Annotated in this window: 15 protein-coding genes; 2 read left to right on the top strand and 13 right to left on the bottom strand. The window is 70.1% G+C overall.

The genetic code is table 11. The features are described 5' to 3' along the window. Positions 1–29: 29 nt before the first annotated feature. The 3 genes from IPN03_16685 to IPN03_16695 form a co-directional block, all read right to left on the bottom strand. The gene (locus IPN03_16685) at positions 30–512 is read right to left on the bottom strand and encodes an NADH-quinone oxidoreductase subunit B (protein MBK9375309.1); all 483 of its coding nucleotides are present in this window, start codon (positions 510–512) and stop codon (positions 30–32) included. Further along, positions 503–886, bottom strand: coding sequence for an NADH-quinone oxidoreductase subunit A (gene ndhC / locus IPN03_16690; protein MBK9375310.1), 384 nt, complete (start codon positions 884–886; stop codon positions 503–505). Before ndhC ends, IPN03_16685 begins: the two co-directional genes overlap by 10 nt. A gap of 75 nt (positions 887–961) precedes the next feature. Next, positions 962–2,062 (bottom strand): SAM-dependent methyltransferase, encoded by a 1,101-nt coding sequence (locus IPN03_16695; protein ID MBK9375311.1) that lies wholly within the window; start codon positions 2,060–2,062, stop codon positions 962–964. A gap of 69 nt (positions 2,063–2,131) precedes the next feature. Here IPN03_16695 and IPN03_16700 point away from each other — a divergent pair, with 69 nt between their 5' ends. Next, a complete protein-coding gene (locus IPN03_16700; GenBank protein ID MBK9375312.1) occupies positions 2,132–2,542 on the top strand; it encodes a hypothetical protein in 411 nt (136 codons plus the stop codon). 127 nt (positions 2,543–2,669) lie between these two features. On the opposite strand, the gene IPN03_16705 is transcribed toward IPN03_16700, so the two are convergent. Together IPN03_16705 and IPN03_16710 are read right to left on the bottom strand one after the other, a co-directional pair. After that, the gene (locus IPN03_16705) at positions 2,670–3,164 is read right to left on the bottom strand and encodes a prepilin-type N-terminal cleavage/methylation domain-containing protein (GenBank protein MBK9375313.1); all 495 of its coding nucleotides are present in this window, start codon (positions 3,162–3,164) and stop codon (positions 2,670–2,672) included. A 181-nt stretch (positions 3,165–3,345) separates the two neighbouring features. Next, on the bottom strand, positions 3,346–3,837 hold the full coding sequence (locus IPN03_16710; GenBank protein MBK9375314.1) for a type II secretion system protein GspG: 492 nt from the start codon (positions 3,835–3,837) through the stop codon (positions 3,346–3,348). A gap of 184 nt (positions 3,838–4,021) precedes the next feature. Here IPN03_16710 and IPN03_16715 point away from each other — a divergent pair, with 184 nt between their 5' ends. Further along, entirely contained in the window at positions 4,022–5,449 is a 1,428-nt protein-coding gene (locus tag IPN03_16715) for a carboxylate-amine ligase (GenBank protein MBK9375315.1), read from the top strand. Positions 5,450–6,660: 1,211 nt separating this feature from the next. Here IPN03_16715 and IPN03_16720 read toward each other — a convergent pair. The 8 genes from IPN03_16720 to IPN03_16755 form a co-directional block, all read right to left on the bottom strand. After that, a complete protein-coding gene (locus tag IPN03_16720; protein MBK9375316.1) occupies positions 6,661–8,292 on the bottom strand; it encodes a hypothetical protein in 1,632 nt (543 codons plus the stop codon). A 148-nt stretch (positions 8,293–8,440) separates the two neighbouring features. Continuing rightward, positions 8,441–11,773 (bottom strand): efflux RND transporter permease subunit, encoded by a 3,333-nt coding sequence (locus IPN03_16725; GenBank protein ID MBK9375317.1) that lies wholly within the window; start codon positions 11,771–11,773, stop codon positions 8,441–8,443. A gap of 293 nt (positions 11,774–12,066) precedes the next feature. Next, entirely contained in the window at positions 12,067–13,227 is a 1,161-nt protein-coding gene (locus IPN03_16730) for an efflux RND transporter periplasmic adaptor subunit (protein ID MBK9375318.1), read from the bottom strand. A gap of 11 nt (positions 13,228–13,238) precedes the next feature. Next, a complete protein-coding gene (locus tag IPN03_16735; protein ID MBK9375319.1) occupies positions 13,239–14,585 on the bottom strand; it encodes a TolC family protein in 1,347 nt (448 codons plus the stop codon). Positions 14,586–15,152: 567 nt separating this feature from the next. Next, on the bottom strand, positions 15,153–15,677 hold the full coding sequence (locus IPN03_16740) for an outer membrane beta-barrel protein (protein MBK9375320.1): 525 nt from the start codon (positions 15,675–15,677) through the stop codon (positions 15,153–15,155). 163 nt (positions 15,678–15,840) lie between these two features. Beyond that, the gene (locus tag IPN03_16745) at positions 15,841–17,808 is read right to left on the bottom strand and encodes a DUF4097 family beta strand repeat protein (protein ID MBK9375321.1); all 1,968 of its coding nucleotides are present in this window, start codon (positions 17,806–17,808) and stop codon (positions 15,841–15,843) included. Next, positions 17,805–18,776 (bottom strand): HEAT repeat domain-containing protein, encoded by a 972-nt coding sequence (locus IPN03_16750; GenBank protein ID MBK9375322.1) that lies wholly within the window; start codon positions 18,774–18,776, stop codon positions 17,805–17,807. The genes IPN03_16745 and IPN03_16750 overlap by 4 nt, the downstream gene beginning before the upstream one ends. Beyond that, a complete protein-coding gene (locus IPN03_16755; GenBank protein MBK9375323.1) occupies positions 18,755–19,348 on the bottom strand; it encodes an RNA polymerase sigma factor in 594 nt (197 codons plus the stop codon). Before IPN03_16755 ends, IPN03_16750 begins: the two co-directional genes overlap by 22 nt. Positions 19,349–19,395 lie beyond the last annotated feature (47 nt).

The following is a 19,395-nucleotide window of genomic DNA, read 5'->3' on the forward strand; positions in this document are numbered from 1 at the left end:
GCTTTTCGTCAGTCATCGCGCTGGCCCGTTCACGACGCCCGCCGCAGCGTGCGCGACTTCTGGATCTTCTTCTGCAGCTCGAGGAGCCCGTAGAGGAGCGCCTCCGGCCGCGGAGGGCAGCCGGGGACGTAGACGTCGACCGGGATCAGCCGGTCGACCCCCTGCGTGACCGCGTAGGTCTTGTAGGGTCCTCCGCAGGTGGCGCAGGAGCCCATCGCGATGACCCACTTCGGGTCGGCCATCTGGTCGTAGAGGCGCCTGACGATCGGCGCCATCTTCTCGGTCACCGTTCCGGCGACGAGCATCAGGTCGGCCTGCCGCGGCGAGCCGCGGAAGACCTCGGCGCCGAAGCGCGCCATGTCGTGGCGGCTGTCGACGACCGCCATCATCTCGATGGCGCAGCAGGCGAGGCCGAACTGGAGCGGCCAGAGGGAGTTCTTCCGCCCCCAGCCGATCAGGGCGTCGACGGAGGTCGTGATGACGTTGTCCGGCAGGTCCCTGATCAGGCCCACGAGAGCGCCCCCCTCTTCCAGACGTAGACGTATCCGAGGACGAGGATGTAGAGAAATATCGCCATCTCGATCAGGCCGAAGAGGAGGAGCTTGTCGTACATGACCGCCCAGGGAAACAGGAAGACCGTCTCGACGTCGAAGACGACGAAGAGGACCGCGATCAGGTAGTAGCGGACCGAGAAGCGGTGGTCGTGGGCGTCGGTCGAAGACACCACCCCGCACTCGTAGGGCGAGAGCTTCGTCGCGTTCGGCGCCTGCTGCCGGAAGAGCGCCATGACGAGGAGTATCGCGACGGGAAACACGGCCGCGATCGCAGCGAAGAAGAGGATCGGGATATAGCTTTCCACAGCCTCGGGCCCCCCGTGGACGCGCATCGCCGGGGGCGCCTGCGCCCCTGGTTTGTGCGCGTCGTCACATGCGGCGGATTGTCTGGGCGCGATGTTCTTAAGTCAAACCAAGGGATTGGAGATCAAGGACTTCCCCAGTCCCGTTTTTCGCTCGGCCACGAGAACGCGGATCGACTCTCCCATGCCTCCCGGCATCACGAGCTTCGCCACCGCGTTGCGCTCGGCCGCCCGTTCCGGTGAGTCGGCTGCGCCGGGAGGGAGTAGCAGCTCGCTGGCGATCCCGCTAGCGAGGAGAAGCCGCGACTGGGACACGAGGCCGTGGACGGTCAGCCCCGCGTCTCGAAGCGCCTCTTCGAGCTCGCTGAAGTCGACCCAGGCCGTGATGTCGCGGCTCCCGGGGTCGGCGAGGACGTCCCGCGTCACGCAATGCCCCACGAACGCCTCGAGCGTCCCGTTTGCGCGGGCCGGGCCGTAGAGGGCGCGGGTCGGCGCGCCGTAATCGAAGACGAGGAGCATCCCCCTCGCGAGCCGGGCGCCGATCTCCCTCGCGAGAGCGGCGGCACCGGGTCGGACTTCCAGGAGCTGCCCCGGCTCGAGAAGGGCGCCGCGGCGGGCGAGCTGGGCGAGGAGCTCCGGACTGTCGGGGCAGGGGGCATCGAACCATTCGAAGCCGCCGTCCGCGCCGTTCGCGACCCTTCTCTCGCAGAGAGAACCGTCTTCCGAGACGCGCAGGGCGCGAACCGGAAGGGCATCGAACAGCTCGTACGCCACGAAGAGGCCTTCCGAACCGGCTGGAAGGTCGCCCACGGAAGCGACGAGGCGGGCCCCGGGGAGACGCGCCTCCGCGGCCGCCCGGCGCACGGTCGAGGCCTCGACCCCGGCAAGCCGAACTCCGAGGGCTTGCGGCAGGGCGCCGGAAAAGAACGACAGGAGCTCCCCCTCTCCCGCGCCGAAATCGACGACGTCGACGGGCGGGGCGATCTCGTCCGCCAGGCGGGCGACGATCCGGACGAGGCAGCGGGCGAACGCCGGGTGCCACGAGGCACCCGTCACGAAGTCTCCCGCCCTGCCCACGCGTCCCGCTCGCTCGTAGTAGCCCCCGTCCGGGTCGTAGAGGGCAGACTCCTGGAATGCGTCGAACCGCAGAGGGCCTTCGCACCCGATCCGGTCTCGAAGGCGTTCGGACAGGGAAGCTCGGCCCACGATCGCATTCTCTCCGCGAGTGGGGCCGTGCGGCAGGGCTAAGATCGCTCCTTGCGGAAGGAGGCATTCGTGCCCAACGAACTGAGTGAGAGTCCGGAGACCATCCAGCTGTCAGTCAGCGCCCCCAACCGGGAGGAGCTGTTCCAGGCGGCCCTGACCAAAGTCCTCGAGGCCACGTATGGAGCGCCGATCCCCGAGGGGGCCTCCGACGGGCAGGTCGTTCCCGTCCAGGCGGCGGGCGACGACGACGTCCTCCTCGCCGGCCTCGTGAAGGAGGCTCTTCGGGCCGTTCAGGAGGAGCCGGGAACACTTCACCCACCCCGCTGGCTGGCTTTCGACGTGAATCGAGCCACGGCGAACCTGCCACTTCACACACCGAAGTCCGCGGCCCGTTCGCTGGAGATCGCGTCCGCGCACGTCGAGTTCCGCGCCGGAGGCTGGAACGCCCGGCTGGAGCTTCACGGGACGAGGACCGGCTGAGGCCTTCCCGGCGGTTTCCCCGAGGCGCGGGCAAAGGGAGCACACGCGCGCGCCGCCGAGCCCCGGAAACGAGAAAACCCCCGGGCCAGGTGCCCGGGGGTTCAGGGTCGATGGATTCGTCAGCGCGTTAGCGCTGGACGCCCTCGGGCCACTGCAGGAAGGAACCGTTGCTGTAGACGATGTCCGCGTTGAAGTCGGTCGTCGCACCGACGGGGGTGCCCACGGCGGCCACCGTCATCACACCGTCCTTGCCGGGGGAGGCAAAGATGTAGGCGGATCCCGTGGCGTCCGTGACGTACCGGAACCAGGAATTCCAGCCGTCCCGCAGCGGAACGGACTTGATGTAGGTCGGGGAGAGGTAGCCCCTGACGACGTTCATCGTCGTCGTGCCCATCGCGAACGGGAGATCGTAGCTGCCCGCGGCCGGCGGGTAACGGTTCAGGTCGACCGCGTACGCCTCGACGGCCGTCGAAGCGCTCCGGATGTCGCCCATCGTCCGCCGCTGCTTGGCACGCTGGATGGCGTTCAGCAGGTTGGGGATCGCGATGGCGACGATGATGCCGATGATCGCGACGACGATCAGGAGTTCGATGAGGGTGAAGCCCTTAGGATTCCTTTTCATTTGAGGAAGCCTCCTTTTCACCCTGCCAAGCAAGAACCGCGCCGACGACAGGACCACCGAAGACCGCCCCTCCGGCGGTCTCTGAACGCCATCCCCTCAGTACGACCGACAAATAATGTCGGAACTCGGCCCGGGCGCTCGCGAAGAGTGTCGGCGCCACCAGCCGGAAACCTCTCCGGCGTCACCTCTGGACCCCCTCCGGCCACTGAACGAACTGTCCGTTCACGAGAATGATGTCGTCCGCGAAGGCCGTCGTCGGTCCGAAATCGACGGTTACCTGCGGCACGCCGCCCTGACCGGCGGATCGGAGCGCGTAGTCGGACCTCGCAGCCGTCGTCCCGTACAGGAACCACGAGTTCCAGCCGTCCACCATGGGCACCATCTTGATGTAGGTCGGCTGGAGGTATGGGCGCGCGTTCGCGAGGTTCAGGGTCGGAAGACCGAGGCCCGCCGGCATGACGAAAGCACTCGCGGGAGGGTAGCGGTTGAGGTCGGTCGCGTACGTTTCGATTGCTGTCGCGAGGCTCCGCATGTCCGACATGGACCGGCGCTGCCGCGCCCTCCCGATGGCATTCAGGTAGTTGATGACGGAGATCGCGACGACGATCCCCAGTATTGCCACGACGACGAGTATCTCTATCAGGGTGAAGCCGGTGGAACGGCGCTCGTGCATCTCGTCGCGATCCTTCGACTCGCGTAAGAACAAGAATCGTGCCGCTTCCGAACGGATCGAAACGCTAGAATGCCGATGCGTGATCCCGAAACTACCGTTTGCGTCGGACCTGACGCCCGAGCGTGAGCTCGCCGAGTTCGAGAAGCTCAAGCCGAGGCTGAAGGAAGTCTGGGACTCCATCTCCATGCGAGACGAGGAGCCCCACACGTCCGTAGTCGTCCCGTCGCTGACGCTCGATCAGAGCGAGCTCCAGAAGCTGGAGGGGTCGAGCTTCTACGAGGAGCGGCTCCTGTTCCTCCTGATCCGTCTCCGGAACCCCCGGGCGCGGATCGTCTTCGTGACCTCCCAGCCCGTCCATCCCCTGGTCCTCGAGTACTACTTCCAGCTCCTGGTCGGAGTTCCGGCGAGCCACGCCCGCTCGCGGTTGACGCTCCTCTGCGCCTACGACGACTCGCCGCGATCCCTCACGGAGAAGATCCTCGAGCGGCCCAGGCTGATCGAGCGGATCCGCGCCGGGATCGGGGACCCGTCGAGGGCCTACCTCACCGTCTTCAATTCCACACCTCTCGAGCGGAAGCTGGCCGTCCTGCTCGGCATCCCGCTGAACGGCGTCGACCCAGCCCTCGGGCACCTCGGGACGAAGTCGGGCAGCCGGAAGGTCTTCCGGGAGGCAGGGGTGCCTCTTCCGGAGGGCTTCGAAGACCTCCGCACGCTCCACGACGTCGAGGAGGCGCTCCTCGAGCTTCACCGCCGCCGCCCGGGCCTGCGCAAGGCCGTCGTCAAGCTCGACGACAGCTTCTCGGGAGAGGGAAACGCGCTCTTCCGCTACCCCGACCGGGTCGACCGCGATTCCGTGAGGGAGGCGATGGAGCGGTTCGAGTACGCCGTGTCGTGGGAGACGAACGCCGACTACTTCGCCCGTTTCGAGCGGATGGGGGGGATCGTCGAGGAGTTCCTCGACGGCGACCACAAGACTTCGCCGAGCGTGCAGCTTCGCGTCGACCCGCACGGGGCCGTCATCCCGATCTCGACCCACGACCAGGTCCTCGGCGGGACGAGCGGCCAGGTCTTCCTCGGCTGCCTCTTCCCCGCCGCGAGCGAGTACCGGCTGAAGATCCAGGACGAGGCGATGAAGATCGGCGCCGTCCTGGCCCGGAAGGGAGTGATGAGCCGCCTCGCCGTCGACTTCCTCGCGACACGCCGGGAAGGCTCGGACGAGTGGGTCACGCACGCTCTCGAGATCAACCTCCGGATGGGAGGGACGACCCATCCCTACCTCGCCCTCCAGTTCATCACGGGCGGACAGATCGACGCCGGGACCGGGCTCTTCTTCTCACCTCGTGGCATTCCGAAGTACTACCGCGCCACCGACAACCTGAAGTCGGAGGCGTACCGCGGCCTCCTCCCGGAGGACCTGATCGAGATCCTGACGATCAACGGCCTCCACTACTCGCACAACACCGAGTCGGGGGTCCTCTTCCACCTCATCGGCGCGCTCTCGCAGTACGGGAAGATCGGCGTCACCGCCATCGGCAACAGCCGCGAAGAGGTCGAGCATCTCTACGCGCGAACGCTGACGATCCTCGACCGGGAGACGGCCTACGGCAGGTAGGGAGAGCCGGACGGGGACACCTCCCGTGGTTCAGTCCCGCGCGGCGAGGGCCGGGGAAATCAGGATCGCGTCGTTCGTCCCCTGGTCGATCGACGTCGCGTAGGCCCCGACGAGCCCTCCCGCCGGCAGGACCCGGAGCAGGGCCGCGGGAGGGCCGTTGCCGAGACCCCGGGCGCGAAAGACGTCGTCGATCTGGATTCCACCGGCGACCGGCACGTTGACGTCGAAGGAGTCGAGCGTCCCCCCGCCGGTCCCGATCACTTCGACGCGAACCCGCACGGTCTTGCCGTCGGCGAAGGCGGACATGTCGACGAGCGCGAGGTTCGTCCGGAAGGACGGTCCGCCGAGGACGCCGAAGAGCTCGAGCGCCTCGCCGGCCCCGGCCATCTGGAACGCGTTGAGCGGCGGCAGAGGGACGCCGTAGGTCCCGCCGTCCGGTCTCACCGTGTAGGCCCGCGACGTGACCCGGACGCCGAGCCCGGCCCCGCCCTCTCCCGCCATGAACCGGAGCCGGGCGACACCTTCCAGCTGGAACACGGCGGCGAGCGCGTCGCGAACGGCCTTCGCCTCGCGGGGAAAGAGCGTGAGGGTCACGAGCTTCTCGGGAGCCGTCGAATCCCAGCGCTTCGCCGCCAGCGTGACGCTCGCGGGCACGTCCGAGTCGTTGTAGAGGAAGAGGTCGCTCCGGAAGCGCGCGCCGTTGCGGCCGTCCGCGTGGACGAGCGCCGGGATCGCCCTCGCCACCGGCGCGGGAAGGTCGGGTCGCCAGGCGGTCGGATCGTTCGTCGTCTCGTCGATCGAAATGACGAACGGAATGGACTCGCCGCGCGTGGGCGCGTACTTCAGGGCGCCCGCCCGCCACGGCTCGACTCCCAGCCACGTACCCAGCCGGTTCAGCTGCGCCGTCCCGCCGGGCCGGGCTTCGACGAAGACGTCGGGCCGGCCCGTCCATCCCGACTCCGACGCGAACCTCAGGCCGACGGTCGCGCCCCGTCCGGCGACGTCGACCGCCCCCGCGTTCGTCCTGTATCCCCAGCCGGTGAAGGCTCCCGAGAACGCCAGCGGGAACCGGGCGCTCGACGCGGCGAAGAGGTCGACCGCACCGAGGGACATCCCGTAGGACCCCTCCTCGGAGGCTGTGTAGGTGCGGGTCGTCGCGGAGACGACGCGGGTCCCCTCGGGAGTGAGGAAGAGCGCCCCCGAGCCGGCCTCTATCCCGAAAAGCGAGTCGAGAACGTCGGCGACGACCCGGATCTCGTTCGGGCCGAGGCGCGTCGCGGTCCTCGCCCCCTCCTCGGCGGGTACGAAACGGAGGTCCAGGGCCAGCGGTTCCGCGCCCGGGTTCCCGAGGACCAGGTCCGTCGTCCAGAACGCGCCGCCCGCGCCCCCGGTCCGGGCGACGGCCGGGATGACGAGGCGCTGGCGGAGAGACCCCTTGACGACGCCCCACTCCTGGAACACGTCGGCTCCCCCGCTCCCTCCGTCGCCGGACGGCCCGCCCCCGCGCAGCACCATCCCTCCAGGGCTCCGGCATCGAAGACGAACGGCTGCCCGGACGCCACCGTCTCGACGTCGAGGTGGACGAACCCCTTGATCGGCTGCTCGTTCAGGAAGAGCTCGTCGTAGCGGGCCGGTGCGGAACCCCCAACTTCCCAGACGGCCAGGGCCGGGTCGAGGATGAGGCGCTGGTCCATCTGCGGACGCGGCCGGTGAACCTGAACGAGGAGCCTCTGGCCGGAGGAGCCCGCGTGGAGCGCTTCGACCTCTGGGGCCGTCGGGTCGCTCCACATCTCGACCAGCCCGCCGCCGGGAGTGTGCCGGGCCAGCGTCGTCGGCCTTCCGAGGCCGCGGCGAGAGACCCAGGCCCCCTCGAAGTCGGATGTCGGGATCGCAATCAGCTCCGTGCCGTTCTGGCTCGAGCCGGGGGAGGCTCCTTCGGGCCCGGCGACCCGCCTCACGGTCCCGGCCTCGGCCAGGTACAGCCCCTGCCCCTCGTGGAACGGCGACGTCGGCGCGGGCCCCGCCCACGGGTCGACGTCGAGATAGGCGAGGCCGCCGGGCGTGAGCCACGCCTCGAACGACGGGAGCGCGCCCGGAAGCTCGGCGAGCCGCTCCACGGCGCCGGAGGCGCCGACGCGCCAGAGTCCAGCCGACCGTTGGCCCGGCGCTCCGGGAGCCGGGAGGCCTCCGACCACCAGGACCGAGGCACCGTCGTGGCTCGTGCCGACGAAGCGCGGGAAGTACCCGAGCTGCGCGCCGTGCCCGTCCGGCCAGGTGACCATCGACGCCTCGGTCAGGAGCCGCGCCGCTCCGTCGTCGTCCACGGCGACAACGGCCCGGTCGTCCCCATACGCCGACTTCTGGAGGCAGAGGAAGAACGGGGTCGTATCCGAGCCGAGCCTCAGCGAGGGCTGCCGGCCCCGGGCGTTCGGTCCCCCGAAATCGGCAACCGGGCTCGTCGCCACCGCGACCACGGGGAGGACTCCGGAGGGGAGGAGGACCTCGATCCAGGTCTCGCCCCCGTCGCGGCTGAAGAGGAGCTCCTTCTTCGAGTAGTCCTCCGTCCCCTGGGGGCTCCTGTCGACGAGGGCCAGGATCCGGAGGAGCCCGCCGGGACCCGGCCTCGCGGCGGCGACAGAGAAGAGCACCTCCGGCCCGGCCGTCGGCAGGACGACCCGCGGTTCGTCCTGGCCTGTCGCGTCGTGAACCACGAGGCGACCGCGGGGCATCGCGGAGTAGTACCAGGCGGACTGGACGTCCGATTCGGCCAGGACGAACCGGGCGCTCGCCCGGGGCTGGTGGATGGGCGTCGCGTACCTGTTCGTGACGGGGGCGTACGACACGACGCGCGCAGCTGCAGGCGCTGTGAAAGACGCCGCGAGGAGCAGCGGAACGGCAAGGCGCACGAATCCTCCCCGGCCCCGGCCGGGACCTCACGGGAATGGACCCGGCCGGTGACCTACGCCTGAAGTGACTTCAGCGCGAGGCTTCTCACGCCACCGCGGCGGCCTCCTCTCCGGGCTTTCCCGGCCCCGGCAGCTCCCGCTTCTTCCAGAGCAGGTAGACGGCCGGGTAGACGAGGAGCTCGAGGGCGAACGACGTGACGAGGCCGCCCACCATCGGCGCGGCGATCCGCTTCATCATGTCGGCCCCGACCCCCGTCGACCACATGATCGGCAGGAGCCCGAAGAACGCCGAGAGGACCGTCATCGCCTTCGGCCGGATCCGCTTCACGGCGCCGTGGACGACCGCCTCTACGAGGTCGGGGAGGTTTCGGAGGAGCCCCTTCTTCTTCGCCTCGTCGTGCGCGAGGTCGAGGAAGAGGAGCATGAAGATCCCCGTCTCGGCGTCGAGGCCCATGAGGGCGATCATCCCGACCCAGACCGCGATCGACATGTTGTAGTCGAGAAGCCAGAGGTACCAGACCGCGCCGACGACCGAGAACGGGACGGCCAGGACGATGATGAGCGTCTTCGTCACCGACTTCGTGTTCGCGTACATGAGGAGAAAGATCAGGACGAGGGTGACCGGGATGACGACCTTGAGCCGCTCCCGCACCCGGACCATGTTCTCCCACTGGCCGCTCCAGACGAGGGAGTAGCCGGTCGGGACCGTCACCCGCTCCGCGACGGCGGCCTTCGCCTTCTCGACGAAGCGCCCGACGTCCTCCTTCGACGTGTCGAAGTCGACGTAGACGTAGCCCGAGAGGAGCCCGTTCTCGTTGCGGATCATCGACGGCCCGGTCACGAGGCGGATGTCGGCGAGCTGCCCGAGCGGCACCTGGGCGCCGGACATCGTCGGGACGAGGACACGGGAGAGGCTCGAGAGGTCCTCGCGCAGCTCGCGCGGGTAGCGGACGTTGACGCTGTAGCGCGCCCGCCCCTCGACGGTCGTCGTCACCGTGTCGCCGCCGATCGCGGTCATGATCACCATGTTCGCGTCGGCGGCCGTGAGGCCGTAGCGGGCGAGCGCGTCGCGCTTCAGCTCGAAGTCGACGAAGTAGCCTCCCGCGACCCTCTCGGCGAAGGCCGAGCGCGTCGCCGGGAGCGTCTTCACCGCCGCCTCGACCTCGGCGCCGATCCGCTCGATCTCGGCGAGGTCCGAGCCGAAGACCTTCACGCCGATCGGCGTCCGGATCCCCGTCGAGAGCATGTCGATCCGCCCCTTGATCGGCATCGTCCAGGCGTTCGTCGAGCCCGGGATCTTCAGCGCCCGGTCCATCTCGCCGATGAGCTCCTCGTACGTGATCCGGTCGCGCCAGACGTGCCGGAGGACCGCCGACAGCCAGTCCGGCGCCCACGGGGAGAACCAGCGCTCCTTCGGCCGCCACTGGTCTTCGGGCTTCAGGATGATCGTCGTCTCCATCATCGAGAGGGGCGCCGGGTCGGTCGAGGTCTCGGCGCGCCCCGCCTTGCCGAAGACCCGCTCCACCTCGGGGAACGTCGCGAGGACCCGGTCCTGCGTCTGCAGGAGCTTCGCGGCCTCCGTGACGGAGATGCCTGGGAGCGTCGTCGGCATGTAGAGGATCGTCCCCTCGTGGAGCGGCGGCATGAACTCCGACCCGAGGGAGAGGTAGACCGGCACGGTCGAGACGAGGACGAGGAGCGAGACCGCGACGACCTTCTTCGGGTGGCGGAGCACGGCCCGGCAGACCGGGTCGTAGAGCCGGAAGAGGACCTTCGAGACGGGGTGCTTCTCCTCGGCGTGGTAGGTCCCGACGGCGACCGCGTTGACGGCCTTCTCGACGAGGCGGGCGGGCAGCCGGACGAGCCGCGCCAGGGCGCTCTCCCCGCCGTGCGCGAAGCCGAACCGGAAGGGGTCCATCCGCGCGAAGAGCATCCGCATCGCCGGGTCGAGCGTGATGGCGAGGACGGCCGCGATCGCCATCGCGAAGTTCTTCGACCAGGCGAGCGGCGTGAAGAGGCGCCCCTCCTGGTCGACGAGCGTGAAGATCGGGAGGAACGAGACGGCGATGACGAGGAGGGAGAAGAAGACCGACGGGCCGACCTCCATCAGCGCCTCGAGGCGGACGGCGTGGAAGTCCCCCTTCCGTCCCGTGTCGTTCCAGATCTGGAGCTTCTTGTAGGCGTTCTCCACCTCGACGATCGCGCCGTCGACGAGGACGCCGATCGAGATCGCGATGCCGCCGAGCGACATGATGTTGACCGTGATCCCCATCAGGTGGAGCGGGATGAACGCGAGGAGGACCGACACCGGGATCGTCAGGATCGGGACGAGCGCGCTCGGGATGTGCCAGAGGAAGATGAGGATGACGATCGAGACGATGACGATCTCCTCGATCAGCTTCCCCTTCAGGTTGTCGATCGCCGACTCGATGAGCGTCGAGCGGTCGTAGGTCGTCACGAGCTTCACGCCGGGCGGGAGCGACGGGGCGATCTCGTCGATCCGCGCCTTGACCCGCTCGATGACGTGGAGGGCGTTCTCGCCGGTGCGCATGACGACGATGCCGCCGACGGTCTCCCCTTTCCCGTCCAGCTCGGCGAGCCCGCGGCGCAGGTCGGGCCCGAGGGCGACGCTGCCGACGTCCTTGATCGTCACCGGCGTCCCGCGCTCGTCGGTCTTCACGACGACCTTCTCGATGTCGGCCGTCCCCTTGAGGTACCCGCGCCCCCGGACCATGTACTCGCGGCCGGAGATCTCGATGAGCCGCCCCCCGACCTCGTCGTTGCTCTTCCGGAGCGCGTCCGAGACGGCCTCGAGGGAGATGCCGTACGCCGCGAGGCGGTTCGGGTCGACGGTGACCTGGTACTGCCGCGCCATCCCGCCGACGGTCGCGACCTCCGCGACGCCCGGCACCGACTGGAGCTGGTAGCGGAGGAACCAGTCCTGGTAGGAGCGGAGCGCGTCGAGGGAGGTCTGCCCCGTCTCGTCGACGAGGGCGTACTGGTAGACCCACCCGACGCCCGTCGCGTCGGGGCCGATCTCCGTCTTCACGCCCTGCGGCAGGCTCCCCTGGATCTTGGAGAGGTACTCGAGGACGCGCGAGCGGGCCCAGTAGAGGTCGGTCCCGTCCTCGAAGATGACGTAGACGAACGAGTAGCCGAAGTCGGAGAAGCCCCGGATCGTCTTCACCTTCGGCGCCCCGAGGAGGGCGCTGACGATCGGGTAGGTCACCTGGTCCTCGAGGATGTCGGGGCTCCGGTCCCACCTCGAGAGGACGATGACCTGGGTGTCGGAGAGGTCGGGGATCGCGTCGAGCGGGACGTTCCGGAGCGCGCGGAACGCGAGGAGGACCGCGACCGCCCAGAGGGCGAGGACGAGGAACTTGTTCTCCGCCGAGAAGCGGATGATCTTCTTGATCACGGCCGCCCCCTCAGTGCTTGTGCCCGGTGTCCGGGACCGCGGGGGCGGGAGACGGCGCGGCGTGGCGCCGTCCCTCATCCCCGCGAGGGCCGAGGCGAGGCGCGACTCGGAGTCGACGAGGAAGCTCGCCCCGAGGGCGATCTCCTCCCCTTCCGCGAGGCCCGAGAGGATCTCCCACGCCCCGCCCCCCTGCTCGCCGACCTTCACCTCCCGCGGCTCGAGGACCCCTTCCCCCTTCGCGACGAAGACGACCTTCCGCGTCCCGCTGTCGAGGACGGCGTCGTCCGGCACCTTCAGCGCCGTCCGCGGCGCGCTCTCGAGGACGACGTCCGCGAACATCTCGGGCTTGAGCTCCTCGCGGGGTTCGCGAACTCGAGGCGCACCTTCGCCGTCCGGGTCTTCTCGTCGAGCGACGGGTAGATGTAGGTGACCTTCCCCGTCCAGCTCTGCCCCGGGCGGTAGGCGAGCGTCATCCGTCCCGTCTGCCCCACCTTCACGCGCGGCAGCTCCGACTCGTAGACGTCGGCGAGGACCCAGACGGACGAGAGGTCGACGATGTCGAAGAGCGTGTCGGCCGGCATCACCTTCATTCCGTGAAACGCGGTCCGCGCCGTCACGTAGCCGGAGGTGGGCGCGTAGATCGGGAAGCTCCGGAGCGGCTCGCCGCGCGCCTCGAGGGCCGCGATGTCCTTCTGCGCCACGTCCCAGAGACGGAGGCGCTGGCGGGTCGCGTCGAGGAGGCGTTCGGCCCCCTCGCGCGCCGTGGCGTCGGCCGACGGCCCGAGGGCGCGGACGGCCCGGAGGGCGAGGAGGAGCTCCTGCTGGGTGGCGAAGAGCTCGGGGCTGTAGACGTGGGCGAGGACCTCGCCCTTCCGGACGAACTTCCCCGTGAAGTCGGCGGTGACGTGCTCGACGTAGGCCTCGAACCGGGTGTGGACGTGGTGGACCCGCCGCTCGTCGTAGGCGACGCGGCCGACCGTCCGGATCCCGGTCCCGAAGGTCCCCCGCTCGACCTTCGCCGTCTTCAGCGAGAGGAGCTGGCGCTTGCGGGCGTCGATCGTCACGGTCGCGAAGCCGGGAACGCCCGCCTCGCCCGCGCCGCCCCCCGACGCCTCCTCCTCCTTCTTCACGAGGTCCATGCCGCAGATCGGGCAGCTCTCCTTGCGGTCCTTCACGATCTCCGGGTGCATCGGGCAGATCCAGGTCTCGTGCGCGGCGGCCGGCGCGGCCGGGGCTTCCTCCTTCGGGACGAGGTCCATGCCGCAGATGGGGCAGCTCCCCTTCCCGTCCTTCACGACCTCCGGGTGCATCGGGCAGATGTAGGTCTTCGCCCCGGCCGAGGCCGGGGGCTTTCCGCCGCCGCAGCCGACGAGGAGGACCGCCGGGACGGCGAGCGTGAGGAGCAGGACCGCGAGGAGCGCGGCGCGAGTCGGGGTCGTCTTCGTGCGGTTCATGGGGTCTCTCCTCACATCCCGCCGCCGGCGCTCGTCGCGGCCGGGGCGGAGGGGGCGGCGAAAGGGGTCATGGCAGCGGGGCCCTCGAGGCTCAGGTCGAGGAGGTCGGCCTGCGTCGAGAGAAAGCCGGCGAGGCGAGCGAGGGCCGCACGGCGGTCGGAGAACTCGGTACCGATCGCCTCGAGAACGGTGACGAACGGGACGTTGCCCGTTCCGTAGCTCGCGAGGGCCGATTCGACCGCGAGCCGGTCCTGGACGAGGAGCGATTCCCTGTCGAGACGGGCTTCCTCGGCGAGCTGGTCGAGGAGGGCAAGCCGCTCCTCCGTCCTGCCGAGAAGGCGGGCCCTGAGGTCGCTTTCGGCCGCCTTCACGGAGGCGAGCCGCGCCTCGGCCTCGCGAACGCGCGGCTCCTGCTTTCGCGAGGAGAAGAGCGGAACGGAAACGCCGAGCCCCACGGCCCACATCAACGGAAGGGAACCGCGATTCATGTATCCGGCCGAGGCGACGAGGTCGGGAGAGCCGTCCCGCCTCGCGAGGTCGATCGCGAGCGTCTCGCGCGCCGCCGCCCTCCTCACGAGGGCGAGCTCCGGGCTCTCCTCCTCGGCTCGAACGCGTTCCGCGGCCGCCTCGGGCGCAACCGGTACGGTGTCCGCGAGGCGGCCCGACAGCGCGACGGGCTCGTCCGGTCCCCGCAGGAGAAGACGCCGGAGCTCGGCAAGGGCGATCCTCTCGGCCGTTTCGTCGCGTCGCGCCTGCTGGAGCAGTCGCGTCCGCTCGGCCTGGGCGCGCAATACGTCCTGCTGCGTCCCCATTCCGGCGGCGTATCGGTTCCGCGCGACGGCTTCTATGCGCTCCCAGGTCTCCCCCTGCGCGCGCGTCACGTCCCGCAGCGCGCGTGCTTCGAGGAGACGTGCCGCGGCCCTGCGCACGGCCGCCTCGACCGAGAGGCGGATACGGGCGAGGCGTGCCTCGACGACGTCCGCGTCCGCCCCGGCCAGCTTCGCCGCGGCGCGCAGCTTTCCCGGCCACGGAATCGGCTGCTCGGCCATCAGCGAGAGACGGGTCATCGGCTCCTGGCCGAGGGAGAAGGAGGCGCCGTCGTTCTCGTACCCGAGCGAGAGCATCGGGTCAGGCAGCGTGCCGGCGGGAGCGACCCGCTCGCGCGCGGCGGCAACCTCGGCCCGTGCTGCGGCGAGGGCGGGGCTCTTCTCGAGCGCCTCGGCGACGAGGGCTTCGACGCTCCCTGGAGCGCCAGGGGTGACGGTCGACGGAAGGACTGCTACGGCTGGTAGAGCCGCGAGGCCCGCGGCGAGGACCCCGGGAAGCGTCCGGAGAAGGGACGGTCGGAACAGCGACATGGCCACCTCGGGAAAACGGTCATCAGGCCGCCCCGATCGGGGCGGACGAGAGCACGGTCTTCCGAGGTCTCAGTTCCGGAACGTTTCGAGGAGCGCCTGCGTCGGTGCAGAACGGGCCCTCTGCGCCGGCCGCGCGACGGCCGGGAGCGTTCCCCGGCCGTCAACCGCCCGGGAAACAGCCGCTTCGGCGAGGAGCGCCGGGGGGGCGACGCCGTCGACCGAGGCAAGGGCAGCGACCGGGACGGGGGCGGCCGGGGAGACGGAGCAACCGCAGCCGCCCTCCTCCTCGCTTACGGCAGAACCGGCGCAGCAACAGCCGGCCTCGGAATCCGCGCACGCAACCGGCGAGCCCGCGAGGAAGGGCCGGACGCCCAGCAGCGACACGGCCACCGTCAGGACGATAGCGGCGAAGGTCGAGGCCGGAACGCGACGAGAGCTCAACGCGCCCAAGGTAAGCCGAAATCCGTACCTGTCAAGGCCCGATTGGCGGCCTGTGCGCCGGGCTCCGAAGAATCCGGGGGCGTCAGTCGCTCGTCCAGTTCTCTCCCTGTCTCGATACAAGTCGTTTCAGAAGTGATACTTGACCCCGAACATCACGCTCGCGTAACTGGAGGTTCGTCCGCCGGCACTGCCGACGAACCGCCCGGTAAGCTGTCCCGTGAGAGCCGTGCGGCGGTCGAGGAAATACTCCGTTCCCGCGCCGAAGTGGGCTCCGAGCTTCTGGGAAGGTCCGTCGCCCGGAGGATCGACCGTGTGGATTCCGAACCCGCCGAGGACGAAAGGAGCCCAGTCTCCGCGGCGCGAGGTGTAGACGGCCGATGCCTCGAGTCCGCCGATCGTCGCGTCCGACCCGCCGTCGGCCCCTGAACGGGCGTAGGCGAACGTCGCCCGGACACCGAAGACCTTCGAAAAGTAGTATTCGCCTCCCGCCTCGAGCTGAAACCCGATGTCGTAGTCCCCTTCGAACGGAAGGACCGGCCCCACTCCCGCGAAAACCGCGATGGAGCCCTTCTCGGGGATGACGGCGTTCGCGCCGGGAGCGGCGAGGAGAGCGGCCGCGACGAGGAGCGCCGCGGGAATCGATCGCTTCATGCAGACCTCCGATCGGGAATCGCGGAGCAGGACCCCGCGCCCGGGCCCAGCGCCTGGCGCGGGCGTCCGGCAGAGGGTAGCAAACGGCGCGGCCCCCGCAGGAGCGGGGGCCGCGGGTTTCCGGGAGCGTCCGGAATCACGACCGCACGGTCGAGGAAAGTCGTCAGGCCGGAGGCCCTTTCCGAAGGTGAATCGTTCCGGACGAGGCGCTGATCGAGACCTTCGGACCACCGCCGTTCAGCTTCCCCTCGGCCCTCACGACGCCGACCCCGGGACTCCGATGGGTCAGGACCGAGATCTCCGGGAACTCCGAGACGACGTAGTCGCCGTCGGCGTCGACGCCGCGGACGATCACCTCGACGTCACCCTTGAAGTTGGCGGGCAGCACGAGCGTCACGTCGCCGCCTCCCGTCGAGAGCTCCACCGCCCAGCCGTCCTTCGACACGACCTCGCAGTAGACCTCTCCCCCAGCCGTCTCCGCCCGGACGGAACCGGCGACCCGGAGAAGCCGGACGTCGCCACCGGCGGTCTTCACCGAAACGGGCCCCTTGGCAGAGCGGAGCTTCACGTCGCCGCCCATCGTCCGGAGCTTCGTCTCTCCCGAGACGTCGCCCACGATGATGTCGCCCCCGAGGGTCGATATGGTGAGCCCTCCCTCGACGCGGTCGATCCTCACGTCCCCGCCCGAGCTGGAGAGGTCGGCCCCCTTGCCGGCCGACACGACCCTCACATCGCCGGAGCTCGTCCGCACCGTGACGCGCCCCGAGACGTTCCCGAGCCTCACGTCGCCGGTCGGGAGCGTGGCGCTGAAATCGCCTGCCACGTCTCCCTTGACGATCGATCCCTCGTCGTGGCCCCGGCCGCGACCGGCATGAGCGGGCGGGACCGGCGGAACGGGCGGCACCGGAGGAACCGGTGCAACGGGCGCCACCGCCCAGGTCGCCGGCCGCTTCGGGACGAGCGAGGTGGCAGCGGACTCCGTCGTACCGGCGGCGAGGACCACCACCCCTCCGTTCACCGTCGAGCACCTCACCGAGGCCCCGCCCCCCTTCACCGCCCCCTCGTAGGAGCGATTCAGGCTTCCGTTGACCGAGCGCGAGATCTCGCGGCCGAACCGCGCCATCTCCCGGCTGAAGCTCGCCATCTCCCGGCCGAACTCCTCCCACTCCCGGTCCCACTCGTCGTCCTCCCCCTTCGTCCCCCCTCGATTGCGCTCGGCCTTCGCGCGCGCCCTGTCGGCCGCGGCCCGCGCGTGCTCCGCCTCGACGCGGGCGACGTCCTCGGCCACCCGGGCGATGTCCTCGTCCCCCGAGGCCGCGCCGCTCACCGGCAGCGGGAAGGTAGACCGGATCCCCCCGTTGATCGAGGACGCTCGGAGCCCGAAGGCCGCGTCGGCGGGCAGCGTCAGCGTCACGCTCCCGTTCACGGTCTCCGCGACGATCTTCGCGTCCCGCGGCAGGGCGGCGAGCGCCCCTTCGACGGAGCCGTTCACCGACTTCAGCGTCACGTCCCGCCTCACCCCGGACGCCAGGACGCGCCCGTTCACCGTCGTGAGCTCCTGGACGCCGTCCAGCCCGGAGGTCTTGACCCCTCCGTTGACGAGCGAGACGTCGAGGTGCGTGCCGGCGGGGAGCGTCACGCGGTAGCGCGCCTCCACCCGCCAGCGCCGTCCGCCGTCGCCCGTCATGTGCAGCCGCGTCCGGCGGCCGTCGCGGGAGAGCGTGGCCCCCGGCTCGAGCGTCGCGAGCGAGAGCTCGCCGGAACGGTTCTCGAAGGAGATCTTCGTCTGGCCGAGGATCTCCTTCGCCCGCGCCTCGCCGTCCGCCTTGACGGTCACGTCGACGGTCGCCGAGAACGAGGGTCCGGCCGTCACCTCGACGTCGCCGCTGACACCATCGATCGACAGCGACTTCACCCCGGCGGGGACGCCGAACGTGTCGGTCCGGCTGGCGGTCGCCGAGAGCCGGTCTGCGCGGGCCGGCCAGGCGAGGGAGACGAGGAGGAAGGTCCCGATCAGGAGGATCCAGAGGACGGTCCAGCCGCGGGACACGGGTCGGGGGGTTGCGGGGGTCATCGTCGTCTCCGTGTTCATGCCGGTCTGACGGGCGATCGCCGGAAAGGTATCGCTCACAGCGGGATCTCACGAAGCGCCGAGGCGGCCTTCACGCGGACGAACCCCGGTTCCGTCTGGTCCGCCGCCTTGAGCCGGAGCGTCTCGATGCTCAGCGGATCGCCCAGCGTCGTTGCGGCCCGCGCGAGCCCGTCGACCGCGATCATCCTCACGGCGGGGTTCGCGTCGGACTTCAGGGCGAACGCGAGGGCGTCCCGGATCTCGGGCGACGGCGGCATCTGGACGAGCGCTTCGGCGGCCTTCTTCCTCACGCCCGGATTGCGGTCCTCCCTCAGGGTCTTCACGAGGACGTCGACGATCTCGGGAGAGGCGGCCGCCTTCTCGCCCAGCTCGCTCGAAACGAGGTCGATGGCCCGGCCCCGCGCCCCCTCGGTCGCCGACTGCGCGTTCACGACGTAGGCGAGCAGAGATGCGACCGCGCGGTCCTCGGGCCGTCCCGTCACGTTGTAGCGGGTCGTCACGTCGAAGGAGATCGCCAGCCGGCCGTCCGCCTCGGTGGGGCGGAAGGAGACGTTTCTGAGACGCGGGTTTCCCGAGAGGTCGAGACCGACGCGGGAAACGTCGACTTGCCGCTCCGGGACGACGGCGAAAGCGGGGGTGACGGCCTCGGGGCCGCCGAAGGGCACCGCCGCCGGCGCGCTCGCCCGCGCGAGCAGGAAGCCTCCGGCCCCGGCGACGACCAGGGCCGCCGCCTGCAGCGCGGGTCTCCACCAGGTCCTCGACCGGAATGGGACGACGTTGCGGTGGGCCAGCGCCTCCTCCATGCGGCCGATGGTCCGTTCCCGGAAGACGGGCGGGACCTCCGGGTCGGGGAGCGCGGCCCGCTCCCACGCCTCGTCGAGGGCCGCCGCGTCCCTGCGGCAGCTCTCGCACCCCTCGATGTGCGCAACGGCCTCGGCATCCCGGGCGCCGGCAGGCTCGCCGGCCGTCCGGGCCACGGAGATCTCTAGGGCCTCGCGGCAGTCCATCTCGAAACTCCTTCCTCGGCGAAGAGGGCGCGCAGCGTCTCCACGGCGCGGAAGACGCGCGTCTTGACGGCCCCCTCGCTGATGCCGAGCGTCCGGGCGACGTCGGCGTAGGGCATTCCCCGGTAGCGGGCCAGCAGAAGCGCCTCGCGCTGCTCCCGCGTCAGGCGGTCCAGGGCCGTCCGGACGGCCCTGCGTTTCTCCCTTTCGAGGAGCCCCCCCTCGATGGACCCCTCGCCCTTCGGCTCCGGCACCGCTTCGAGCGGGACCGAGGTCGTCCGCCAGGCGCTCCGGAGCCGGTCGCGGCAGGCGTTGGCGGCGATGGCGAAGAGCCACGTCGAGACCGACGCCCGCCCGTCGTACTGCTCGCAGCGGGAGATCATCTTCAGGAAGACGTCCTGCGTGACCTCCTCGGCCTCGGCCCGGTTCCCGAGCATCCGCTCGGTGAAACCGAGCATCGGACCGGCGTATCGCGTGAAAAGAGCCTCGGCCCCGGCGGGGTCTCCCGCCTTGACCCGGCCCATCAGGCCGGCGTCGTCGTCCGGAACGATGGCCACTGCCCGCAAGGGTCTCACGTCGGGTGAGACGAACGGAACGGCCGGAGGTTTCGCGACCTGGCCCG

This window comes from Holophagales bacterium (assembly GCA_016719485.1).
Classification (GTDB): domain Bacteria; phylum Acidobacteriota; class Thermoanaerobaculia; order UBA5066; family UBA5066; genus UBA5066.

What these genes read in the sequence shown, in the direction of transcription:
- ndhC (MBK9375310.1), bottom strand. Translation starts at nt 886, where the DNA reads ATGCGCGTCCACGGGGGGCCCGAGGCTGTGGAAAGCTATATCCCGATC.
- IPN03_16705 (MBK9375313.1), bottom strand. Translation starts at nt 3,164, where the DNA reads ATGAAAAGGAATCCTAAGGGCTTCACCCTCATCGAACTCCTGATCGTC.
- IPN03_16710 (MBK9375314.1), bottom strand. Translation starts at nt 3,837, where the DNA reads ATGCACGAGCGCCGTTCCACCGGCTTCACCCTGATAGAGATACTCGTC.
- IPN03_16715 (MBK9375315.1), top strand. Translation starts at nt 4,022, where the DNA reads ATGCGAGACGAGGAGCCCCACACGTCCGTAGTCGTCCCGTCGCTGACG.
- IPN03_16730 (MBK9375318.1), bottom strand. Translation starts at nt 13,227, where the DNA reads ATGAACCGCACGAAGACGACCCCGACTCGCGCCGCGCTCCTCGCGGTC.
- IPN03_16735 (MBK9375319.1), bottom strand. Translation starts at nt 14,585, where the DNA reads ATGTCGCTGTTCCGACCGTCCCTTCTCCGGACGCTTCCCGGGGTCCTC.
- IPN03_16740 (MBK9375320.1), bottom strand. Translation starts at nt 15,677, where the DNA reads ATGAAGCGATCGATTCCCGCGGCGCTCCTCGTCGCGGCCGCTCTCCTC.
- IPN03_16750 (MBK9375322.1), bottom strand. Translation starts at nt 18,776, where the DNA reads ATGGACTGCCGCGAGGCCCTAGAGATCTCCGTGGCCCGGACGGCCGGC.